This window comes from Streptomyces sp. RP5T (assembly GCF_003933965.1).
Classification (GTDB): Bacteria; Actinomycetota; Actinomycetes; order Streptomycetales; family Streptomycetaceae; genus Streptomyces.
The window spans coordinates 1-9,917 of sequence record NZ_RSAJ01000307.1 but is presented as its reverse complement, the minus strand read 5'-3'; the positions used below and the strand labels follow the sequence as shown (position 1 = coordinate 9,917).

General features: G+C 71.4%; 7 protein-coding genes. 1 reads left to right on the top strand and 6 read right to left on the bottom strand.

Annotated features, from left to right (window positions below; all coding sequences use genetic code 11):
- The 6 genes from EHS43_RS27310 to bldG all read right to left on the bottom strand — a co-directional run.
- A partial coding sequence (locus EHS43_RS27310; protein ID WP_148104098.1) for a serine/threonine-protein kinase occupies window positions 1-857 on the bottom strand: 857 nt, incomplete at its 3' end.
- 233 nt (window positions 858-1,090) lie between these two features.
- Complete coding sequence (locus EHS43_RS27305) at window positions 1,091-2,623, bottom strand: class I SAM-dependent methyltransferase (protein WP_185806432.1); 1,533 nt, start codon at window positions 2,621-2,623, stop codon at window positions 1,091-1,093.
- A gap of 118 nt (window positions 2,624-2,741) precedes the next feature.
- Window positions 2,742-3,356: a small secreted protein gene (locus EHS43_RS27300; protein WP_125193408.1), complete on the bottom strand. Its 615-nt coding sequence runs from the start codon at window positions 3,354-3,356 to the stop codon at window positions 2,742-2,744.
- Between the two features lie 195 nt (window positions 3,357-3,551).
- On the bottom strand, window positions 3,552-5,960 hold the full coding sequence (locus EHS43_RS27295) for a sodium-translocating pyrophosphatase (RefSeq protein WP_125193407.1): 2,409 nt from the start codon (window positions 5,958-5,960) through the stop codon (window positions 3,552-3,554).
- A 266-nt stretch (window positions 5,961-6,226) separates the two neighbouring features.
- Window positions 6,227-6,664, bottom strand: coding sequence for an ATP-binding protein (locus EHS43_RS27290; RefSeq protein WP_125193406.1), 438 nt, complete (start codon window positions 6,662-6,664; stop codon window positions 6,227-6,229).
- A 118-nt stretch (window positions 6,665-6,782) separates the two neighbouring features.
- Window positions 6,783-7,124 (bottom strand): anti-sigma factor antagonist BldG, encoded by a 342-nt coding sequence (bldG, locus tag EHS43_RS27285; RefSeq protein WP_006132569.1) that lies wholly within the window; start codon window positions 7,122-7,124, stop codon window positions 6,783-6,785.
- Between the two features lie 80 nt (window positions 7,125-7,204).
- On the opposite strand from bldG, the gene EHS43_RS27280 reads away from it, so the two are divergent.
- Window positions 7,205-9,814, top strand: a complete 2,610-nt coding sequence (locus EHS43_RS27280) for a DEAD/DEAH box helicase (RefSeq protein WP_260470733.1) — start codon at window positions 7,205-7,207, stop codon at window positions 9,812-9,814.
- The last annotated feature ends 103 nt before the right edge of the window (window positions 9,815-9,917 follow it).

Genomic DNA, 9,917 nt, shown 5'->3' with positions numbered 1-9,917 from the left:
ACCCGCTCCAGCCCTCGCTTCACCGCCTCCGGGGAGAACCTGCGCACGGGGTCCTTGACCAGCAACCCCAGCAGCACCGGCGTCAGTTCGCCGGCCCGGACGGGCGGGGTGGGGTCCTCGTCCAGCAGGGCCGTCAGCGTGGCGTACTCGCCGTGGCGGTCGAAGGGGCCGCGGCTCTCGACGGCGGCGTACAGCGTGGCGCCCAGGGAGAACAGGTCGGCGGCCGGGGTCGGCGGTTCGCCCCGGGCGCGCTCCGGCGCGAGATAGCCCGGGGTGCCCAGGATGCCGGCCGTCGCGGTGAGCCGGGGCTCGCGGGACTCGGGCCTGAGGGCGATGCCGTAGTCGGTGAGCAGCACGCGTGCGTAGGGGTCGCCCGAGGCGTCCGGCGCCAGAAGGATGTTGGCCGGTTTCACATCCCTGTGGAGGATGCCGACGCGATGCCCCGCGGTGAGGGCGTCGAGCACCGCGAGCCCGACGCGGGCCGCCTGCGCGGGCGACAGCGGCCCGGAACGCCGTACGACCGCCTGGAGGTCGACCGCGTCCGGCACGTACTCCATGACGATCCACGGCAGGCCCTCGTGGACCACCACGTCGTGCACCGTCGCCACATGCGGGTGGCCGCGCAGCCGGGCCGCGTGCCGGGCCTCGCTGCGGGCCCGGGCGATGCGCTGGGCCGTCTCGCCCTCGTCCAGGGGCGCGTCCGGGAGCGCGATCTCCTTCAGCGCGACCTCGCAGGCCAGCTCCTCGTCGCACGCCAGCCAGACGCGGCCCATGCCGCCCGCGCCGAGCGACCGCAGCAGCCGGTACCGGCCGTTGATCGTCCTGCCTTCGCCCCGATCCGGCGTATCCCCCGCCATCACGCCTCCCCCCGAGACCCGAGCACCGGGTCAGAGACAGCGCGCCTCCCCCGAGAACGCGTCAGCTCTGTCTCTCGAAGGTAGCTTCGCACCTGCCACTGACAGCAGCCCTTTTCCGGGGCAATCCCGTCAGAGCGGACACAGGGGTCTCAGGAGCACGGGCACGCCTCAGCAGCCACTCCCTGGGCAGCGCCTCCGGGTGGCACGGAAACGTCAACCCAGGCAGCCGCTCGTCACGCGGGTTCCAGGAACCCCTGCTCCACCAGCATCCGGATCTGCGCGGGCGTACGGTCACGCAGCAGGACCGGGTCCTCGCCCATGAGCTGGGCGATCGCGTCGAGGATGCGGCCCGCGCTCAGCGAGCCGTCGCACACGCCGGCGAAGCCCGCGCCGACGGTGTCCACCTTGGTGGCCCGGCGCATCCCGCGGTGCTGGCGCAGCACCACGTGCTCGGGGTCCTCCGCGCCGGGCAGCCCGACCTGCTCCTGGACGATCTCGGGCACGAGCTTGAAGTGGGCCTCCAGCAGGGCCGCGTCGTCGTGGGCCCGCAGGTAGTCCAGGCGCTCGAAGTGCGCCCGGACGGTGTCCCCGAGCGGCTGCTCGACCGGGTGGGGCCACTCCTCCACGGTGATCGAGGGCTCGGCGGAGCCCGTCCTGCGCAGGGTGATCCAGCCGAAGCCCACGGCCCTGACCTTGCGCGCCTCGAACTCGTCCAGCCAGGCGTCGTAGAGCGCCTGGTACTCGGCCGGGTCGCCCCGGTGGTCACCGGCGTCCCTGAGCCACAGCTCGGCGTACTGCGTGACGTCCTGGACCTCGCGCTGCACGATCCACGCGTCGCACCCGCGCGGCACCCACGACCTGAGCCTGTCCTGCCACTCCCCACCCGCGACGTGCTGCCAGTTGGCGAGGAACTGCGCGAACCCGCCCTCGTTCAGCAGCCCTCCCGCCCCCTGAACGACCGAGCGGCACAGATCGTCCCCGCCCATCCCGCCGTCGCGGTACGTCAGCCGGGCACCGGGCGAGATCACGAAGGGCGGGTTCGACACGATGAGGTCGTACGTCTCCCCCTGCTTGACGGGCTCGAACAGCGAGCCCTCCCGCAGATCGGCCGCCGGGGCGCCGGACAGGGCCAGCGTGAGCGCGGTGATGTGCAGCGCGCGCGGGTTGAGGTCGGTCGCCGTCACGCGCGTGGCGTGCTGTGCGGCGTGCAGGGCCTGGATCCCGGAGCCGGTGCCGAGGTCGAGGGCGGAGCCGACGGGTGTGCGCACGGTGATCCCGGCGAGGGTCGTGGAGGCGCCGCCGACCCCGAGGACGACCCCTTCGTCACGGCTGCCGATGCCGCCCGCGCCGCCGACGGCGCAGCCCAGGTCCGACACGATGAACCAGTCCTCGCCGCCGGGGCCGCCGTAGGGCCGTACGTCCACCGTCGCGGCGAGTTCGTCCGTACCGGTGCGCACCAGCCAGCCGCTGTCCACGCACGCCTCCACGGGCAGCACGTCCGCCACGCGCGCGTGGGGCACCGGCTGCTGGAGGAGGAACAGGCGTACGAGCACCTCCAGCGGGGTGTCCCCGCGGGTCGCCCGGAGCGCGGGGACGGTCTCGCTGCGCGCGAGGGCCGCGTAGGCGGGGGCGCCGAGCAGCTCCAGCAGTCCGTCGGCGGTGAAGGAGGCCCCGAGCAGGGCCTCCCGCAGCCGCGCGGTGACATCGGGACGGCCGGGAGCGGGAGCGGGGGCGGCGGGCAGCGTGGGCAGACTGGAGGTACTCACGCCCCCATTGTGGCCCGCGGCCGCCGCGCGACACGCCCCGACGGGCACAGCCGTGCGGGCCGCGAGGCGCTCACCCGCCCACGGCTCGCGGCGCTCAGGCCTCCGCGGCCCGCGGTGCTCAGCTGTCCGTCGCCGGCGCGGACGCCTCCGGCGACGTGGCCGCCTTGCAGCCCGACTGCTGGGACAGCGCCGTCTTGGTGTCGCCCGACTCCAGGTCCTTCAGTGCGCCGAGCGCGGTCTGGCGCTGCGTCTCCACCTTCTTCATCTCGGCGGAGACGTCCTTGAGACCGGTCGCGAACTTCGCCTGGTCCTTGGTGTCGAGCTTGTCCACCTGCGTCTTCATGTCGGCGTACGACGCGGAGAGGGCCGTGAGCTGCTTGACGGCCTCCTGCAGCTTCTTCGCCCCGTCCTCGGCACCGGGAGGCGCCCCGGCGTCGCGGATGACCGTGGCGCGCGCCTTGTAGCCGTCGGACAGGTCCTGGAACGCCTGGGAGTCGGCCTTCTGGAGCTCCGCCGGGGTGCTCTCGGTGTCCTCGGCCGCCTTGGTGATCGCGTCGTAGGCCGCCGTGATCTTCTTGTTCTGGGCCGGCACCAGGTCACAGACCTTCTTGGCCCAGGCGTCGAGTTCCTTGTTGTCCTCGCTGCCACCGCATCCCGACAGCGCCAGTACCAGTACCGCACCGCCGGACAGTGCGGCCGCGAGCTTCTTGTTCACCGGATTGGTCCCTTCCATGGCCTCTCGGCCACCGGACGTTACACGCCACCGGCACCACATCCACACGCCGAACGACCTTAATAGGACTATTTGTCCGCATGTGCCGCATGCGAGAGAAGGCTCACGGCTGGGGGCGCGCACACCGAAGGCGGGCGTGCGGCGCACCAACGCGCACCGCACGCCCGCCCCTTGAGCTGGGCCTCGTGTCCGGACCTACGAAACCACCGCGGGGTCCGCCGACTTGGCCACCTTCTCCTCGTTGTCTTCGTCACCCACGGCGATGCCCCGCCGCTTGGAGACGTAGACCGCGCCGGCGATCACGAGGAACGCGAGGACGGCGATGAAGATCCGCACCCCGACGCTCTTGTCGTCGCCGTAGCTGAACTTGATCACCGCCGGTGCGATCAGCAGCGCCACCAGGTTCATCACCTTCAGCAGCGGGTTGATCGCGGGGCCCGCGGTGTCCTTGAAGGGGTCGCCGACGGTGTCGCCGATCACCGTCGCGGCATGGGCCTCGCTGCCCTTGCCGCCATGGTGGCCGTCCTCGACGAGCTTCTTGGCGTTGTCCCAGGCACCGCCGGAGTTGGCCAGGAAGACCGCCATGAGCGTGCCCGCCCCGATCGCGCCCGCCAGGAACGCGCCGAGGGCGCCGACCCCGAGGGTGAACCCGATGAAGATGGGCGCCGTCACGGCGAGCAGTCCGGGCGTGGCGAGCTCGCGCAGGGCGTCCCTGGTGCAGATGTCGACGACCTTGCCGTACTCCGGCTCCTCGCTGTAGTCCATGATCCCGGGATGCTCGCGGAACTGCCGCCGCACCTCGTAGACCACGGAGCCCGCCGACCGCGACACCGCGTTGATCGCCAGCCCCGAGAAGAGGAAGACGACCGCCGCGCCGGCGATGAGGCCGACGAGGTTGTTGGGCTGCGAGATGTCCATCATCAGGCTCATCGGCGCACCGGCCCCGCTGAGCTTCTCGCCGACGTCCTGCGCGCCGGTCGTGATCGCGTCACGGTACGACCCGAAGAGCGCCGACGCCGCGAGGACCGCGGTGGCGATGGCGATGCCCTTGGTGATGGCCTTGGTGGTGTTGCCGACGGCGTCCAGGTTGGTGAGCACCTGCGCGCCCGCCCCCTCGACGTCGCCGGACATCTCGGCGATGCCCTGCGCGTTGTCGGAGACCGGCCCGAAGGTGTCCATGGCGACGATCACACCGACCGTGGTGAGCAGGCCGGTGCCGGCCAGCGCCACCGCGAACAGCGCCAGCATGATCGAGGTGCCGCCGAGCAGGAAGGCGCCGTAGACACCGAGCCCGATCAGCAGGGCGGTGTAGACGGCCGACTCGAGACCGATCGAGATGCCGGCGAGGACGACGGTGGCGGGCCCCGTGAGCGAGGTCTTGCCGATGTCCTGGACGGGCCGGCGGGTCGTCTCGGTGAAGTAGCCGGTCAGCTGCTGGATGACGGCGGCGAGCAGGATGCCGATCGCCACCGCGACGACCGCGAGGATCCGCGGGTCGCCGTCCTTGCCGCTGATCGCCGCGTCGGTGACGCCGTCGAGGTCGGCGTACTTCCCCGGGAGGTAGACGAAGACGGCCACCGCGACCAGCACGAGCGAGATCACCGCGGAGATGAAGAACCCGCGGTTGATCGCGGACATGCCGCTGCGGTCGGAGCGGCGCGGGGCCACCGCGAAGATGCCGATCATCGCCGTGATCACGCCGATCGCCGGGACGAGCAGCGGGAAGGCGAGTCCGGAGTCGCCGAAGGCCGCCTTGCCGAGGATCAGCGCGGCGACCAGGGTCACGGCGTACGACTCGAAGAGGTCGGCCGCCATGCCCGCGCAGTCGCCGACGTTGTCGCCCACGTTGTCGGCGATGGTCGCGGCGTTGCGCGGGTCGTCCTCCGGGATGCCCTGCTCGACCTTGCCGACCAGGTCGGCGCCGACGTCGGCGGCCTTGGTGAAGATGCCGCCGCCGACCCTCATGAACATCGCGATGAGCGCCGCGCCGAGACCGAAGCCCTCCAGGACCTTCGGCGCGTCGGCCGCGTACACCAGCACCACACAGGAGGCGCCCAGCAGACCGAGCCCCACCGTGAACATGCCGACCACGCCGCCCGTTCGGAAAGCGATCTTCATGGCCTTGTGCGAGACGGCGGTGAGATCCTTTTCCGGCTCGCCTTCCGCCGGAGTGGCCTCTCGTGCCGCCGCGGCCACACGCACATTGCTGCGCACGGCGAGCCACATGCCGATATAACCGGTGGCCGCCGAGAACGCCGCGCCGATCAAGAAGAACACGGATCGGCCTGCGCGCTGATTCCAGTCGTCCGCGGGCAGCAGCATGAGCAGGAAGAACACGACGACGGCGAATACGCCGAGCGTGCGCAGCTGGCGTGCCAGATAGGCGTTCGCGCCTTCCTGGACCGCGGCCGCGATCTTTTTCATGCTGTCGGTTCCCTCGCCGGCCGCGAGCACCTGGCGCACCAGGACGCCTGCCACCACGAGCGCCGCGAGGGCGACGACCGCGATGACCGCGATCAGCACCCGGTTGTCGTCGGTGAGCACCGCGGCCGCGAGGGTTGTTGTGGGCTGGTCCAACTGATCAGGGGTAGAAAGCCCCGCCATTCGTCCTCCTTGACGCTTGGGCTGAGCTCAAGATGTGGACGGATTGTAGGTACCACGCCGTGATCAAAACAGGGCGCGGTAAACGGAATTAGCCTTTACGGAACCCGAAAGCAGTAATGCCTCTGAGGCATTGTGGTCCATTCGCTAGATCGTGAATTGCTTCACGAAATGGACGCACAGACCACTGTAGGCACAGAAAGAGCCCCGTGACATGCCGAAGGGCCCTAACGTGTAGGGCCCTTCGGTGCAGGAAAACGGGGTGTGGGTCAGGGGAGCGCCGCGGCCGGCGGTGTGGTCGGCCAGGTCATACGGATCTGTCCGCCGTGCTCCCCTGCGGTGACCTCGACGTCGTCGACGAGGCCGCTGATGACCGCGAGGCCCATCTCGTCCTCCTCGGTCTCGACGTCGGGCTCCTCGCCCGAGGCGCCCGACGCCCGGTCACCCGGGGTCGAACGCGGTGCCTCGTCGCCGACCTCGATGGAGAACTGCTTCTCCTCCTCGATCAGCAGCACCTGGACCGGCGCGGTGATGCCACCGGTCTGGTGCAGTCCGACGGCGCGGGTGCAGGCCTCGCCGACGGCGAGCCTGACCTCGTCGAGGACGGCCTCGTCCACTCCGGCCCTGCGCGCCACCGCTGCCGCCACGAGTCGGGCGGTCCTGACGTGCTCGGGCAGCGCGCTGAAGCGGAGTTCAACGGTGGCCATGCGTCCCCCTCGGAACTACGGGCGTGCTGTAGGGGAACCGGGCCGCCGAAAGCCCGGCCCCCCTCCATTGCTTCTGTCGACGTCCTTCTGCCGCTCCGGGCACGGGCCCGGGAACGGGTCAGTCGGTCGCCGCCACCGCTTCCTCGACCGAGGTGTGGATCGGGAACACCTTGGTGAGGCCGGTGATACGGAAGATCTTGAGAATGCGCTCCTGGTTGCAGACCAGGCGCAGCGAGCCCTCATGGGCACGCACACGCTTCAGGCCGCCGACCAGCACGCCGAGACCGGTGGAGTCGAGGAAGTCCACGCCCTCCATGTCGACGACAAGGTGGAAACTGCCGTCGTTCACCAGCTCGACCAGCTGCTCGCGCAGCTTGGGCGCGGTATATACGTCGATTTCGCCACCGACCCTGACGATCGTGCGATCGCCGACGGTCTCGGTCGACAGGGACAGGTCCACGGATCCTCCAGCACCTTGCTATCGAGCGGTCGCCCCTCGGGACACCTCGGCAGAGCCCCCGGGACGGTTCGCCAGCCGCGATGGCATTCAATCACTTACCGGCAGGCGTGCACGACGCCTTGGTCCCATTGTCCGTCACGCCAGTGACACACTCGATGCCGATGGCCAAGAATCTCCGATCCGATCGACCGCCGACGGACGCCGGTCCCCGCCCCGCGCCGAGCACGGTCCTGGACCGGCTCGCCGCCGGGCCGAGCCGGTCTGCGCGCATCACTCATACGGAGCACTTGCCCCCACGTGCGGGTCGGCATGCCGTCTGGCCCGACCGGATCCGCTCGGAGGTCATCGCGGCCGTCCAGGCCTGCGGCATCGAGCACCCCTGGGCCCACCAGGCACGTGCGGCCGAGCACGCCCTGGACGGCGAGTCGGTCGTCGTCGCCACCGGAACCGCCTCCGGCAAGTCCCTGGCCTATCTCGTGCCGGTCCTGTCCACCCTTCTGGACGGTTCCGAGGCCCCGAACGGCCGCGGCGCCACCACGCTCTACCTGTCGCCGACGAAGGCCCTGGCGGCGGACCAGTGCCGCTCGGTGAAGGAACTTTCACAACCGCTGGGCAATTCCGTGCGCCCCGCGGTCTACGACGGCGACACGCCGTTCGAGGAACGCGAGTGGATCCGCCAGTACGCCAACTATGTACTGACCAACCCGGACATGCTGCACCGCGGGATACTCCCGTCCCACCCCCGCTGGTCCTCCTTCCTGAAGGCGCTCAAGTACGTCGTCATCGACGAGTGCCACACCTACCGGGGCGTGTTCGGCTCCCACGTCGCCCAGGTGCTGCGCCGGCTGCGCCGCCTCTGCGCCCGCTACGGCACCTCCCCCGTCTTCCTGCTGGCCTCCGCGACCGCCGCCGAGCCGTCGGTCGCCGCCCGCCGCCTGACCGGCCTCCCGGTGGTCGAGGTTGCCGACGACGCCTCCCCGCGCGGCGAACTGGTGTTTGCCCTCTGGGAGCCCCCGCTCACCGAGATGCAGGGCGAGAAGGGCGCCCCGGTGCGCCGCACGGCCACCGCGGAGACGGCCGACCTCCTCACCGACCTCGCCGTGCAGGGCGTGCGCTCGGTGGCCTTCGTGCGCTCCCGGCGCGGCGCCGAGCTGATCTCCGTGATCGCCCAGGAGCGCCTGGCCGAGGTCGACCGCTCCCTGGCCCGCCGCGTGGCGGCGTACCGGGGCGGCTATCTCCCGGAGGAGCGCCGCGCCCTGGAACAGGCCCTCCACTCGGGTGAACTGCTGGGCCTGGCAGCCACCACGGCCCTCGAACTCGGCATCGACGTCTCGGGACTGGACGCCGTGCTGATCTCCGGCTACCCCGGCACGCGCGCGTCCCTGTGGCAGCAGGCCGGCCGGGCCGGACGAGCGGGCCAGGGCGCCCTGGCGGTCCTGGTGGCCCGCGACGACCCGCTGGACACCTTCCTCGTCCACCACCCCGAGGCCCTCTTCGACCAGCCGGTGGAATCCACCGTTCTCGACCCCGACAACCCGTACGTCCTCGCCCCGCACCTGTGCGCGGCCGCGGCGGAACTGCCCCTGGTCGACGAGGACCTGGAGCTGTTCGGGCCCTCCTGCGCGGACCTGCTGCCGCAGCTGGAGTCGGCGAGGCTGCTGCGCCGCCGCACCAGGGCCTGGCACTGGACCCGCCGGGAGTCGGCCGCCGACCTGGCCGACATCCGCGGGGAGGGCGGCCGACCCGTCCAGATCGTCGAGTCGGGCACGGGCCGCCTCCTCGGCACGGTCGACGCGGGCTCCGCCCACACCGCCGTCCACGAGGGCGCGGTCCATCTCCACCAGGGCCGCACCTATCTCGTCCGCTCCCTGGACCTGGAGGACTCGGTCGCCCTGGTCGAGGAGGCGAACCCGTCCTGGTCGACGGTCGCCCGCGACACCACGGCGATCTCCGTCCTGGAAACGGACGTCGAAGTCCCCTGGGGCGACGGCAGGTTGTGCTACGGCTCCGTCGAGGTCACCAACCAGGTCGTCTCCTTCCTCCGCAGACGCCTCATCACCGGTGAGGTGCTGGGCGAGACGAAACTCGACCTCCCTCCTCGTACGCTCCGCACCCGCGCGGTGTGGTGGACGGTCACCGAGGACCAGCTCGACGAAGCCCGGATCGACCCGGAGATCCTCGGCGGCGCCCTGCACGCCGCCGAACACGCCTCGATCGGCCTCCTCCCCCTCTTCGCGACCTGCGACCGCTGGGACATCGGCGGGGTCTCCATCCCCCTGCACCCCGACACGCTCCTTCCCACCGTCTTCGTCTACGACGGCCATCCGGGCGGTGCGGGCTTCGCGGAGCGCGCCTTCCACACCGCCCGCGCCTGGCTCACCGCCACCCGCCAGGCCATCGCCTCCTGCGAGTGCGACGCCGGCTGCCCGTCCTGCATCCAGTCCCCCAAGTGCGGCAACGGCAACGACCCCCTGCACAAGAGGGGAGCGGTACGGCTGCTCACCGTGCTGTTGCGGGGAGCTCCGCAGGAGGGACTCCCCGCGGCCCTGCCCCGTGGTCCGCGGGAACAGCCGGGTCCTGAGGAGGCACCGGCCCCCGGGCCCCTGAAGGCGTCTGCGCAGCCCCGTCGAGGGCCGGCGGAAGCGGAGCCGCCGACGGAACCGGCCCCGCAGGACCCGCCCGCGCCCTGATCTCCGCCGTGAACGGCCCCCTTCCCGACGCCGCCGTCACATCGGAGCCCTCGCCCACCAGCACGCACCGCACGAGCCGCACCCCCTGGTCCCGGGCCACGTC

Bases quoted from the DNA above. Each gene is read 5' to 3' on its own strand.
- EHS43_RS27300 (WP_125193408.1), bottom strand. From the start codon at position 3,356: ATGGAAGGGACCAATCCGGTGAACAAGAAGCTCGCGGCCGCACTGTCC.
- EHS43_RS27295 (WP_125193407.1), bottom strand. From the start codon at position 5,960: ATGGCGGGGCTTTCTACCCCTGATCAGTTGGACCAGCCCACAACAACC.
- EHS43_RS27290 (WP_125193406.1), bottom strand. From the start codon at position 6,664: ATGGCCACCGTTGAACTCCGCTTCAGCGCGCTGCCCGAGCACGTCAGG.
- EHS43_RS27280 (WP_260470733.1), top strand. From the start codon at position 7,205: ATGGCATTCAATCACTTACCGGCAGGCGTGCACGACGCCTTGGTCCCA.